The following is a 482-nucleotide window of genomic DNA, read 5'->3' as shown; positions in this document are numbered from 1 at the left end:
TACTCGATGATCTGAGCGACAACACCGGCACCTACTGTTCGGCCGCCTTCGCGAATGGCAAATCGCAGGCCTTCTTCGGTGGCGATGGGGCTGATCAGTTCGATGTCCATGGTGATGTTGTCACCAGGCATGACCATCTCTACGCCATCCGGCAATTTGATGCTTCCGGTAACGTCGGTGGTTCTGAAGTAGAACTGGGGACGGTAGCCGTCAAAGAAGGGGGTGTGTCGGCCGCCTTCTTCTTTTTTCAGTACGTAGACTTCTGCTTTGAACTTGGTGTGGGGGTGGATGCTGCCGGTCTTGGCCAATACCTGTCCACGCTCAATTTCTGTTCGCTGGATGCCGCGAAGCAGCAGGCCGATGTTGTCGCCCGCCTGGGCGAAATCCAACAGTTTGCGGAACATTTCAACGCCGGTTACCACCAGTTTGCGGGGCTCTTCTGAGAGGCCTACCAGTTGCACTTCTTCCTGCACTTTAACGGT

Annotated in this window: 1 protein-coding gene; it reads right to left on the bottom strand. The window is 55.4% G+C overall.

Features of this window, described 5'->3' with window-relative positions:
• A partial coding sequence (locus AAIG11_RS17945; RefSeq protein ID WP_343187558.1) for an EF-Tu C-terminal domain-related protein occupies positions 1–482 on the bottom strand: 482 nt, incomplete at both ends.

Source organism: Anoxynatronum sibiricum, from assembly GCF_039414295.1.
GTDB lineage: Bacteria > Bacillota > Clostridia > Peptostreptococcales > Tindalliaceae > Anoxynatronum > Anoxynatronum sibiricum.
The sequence above is the reverse complement of the archived record's forward strand: the minus strand, read 5'-3'. Positions and strand labels throughout refer to the sequence as shown.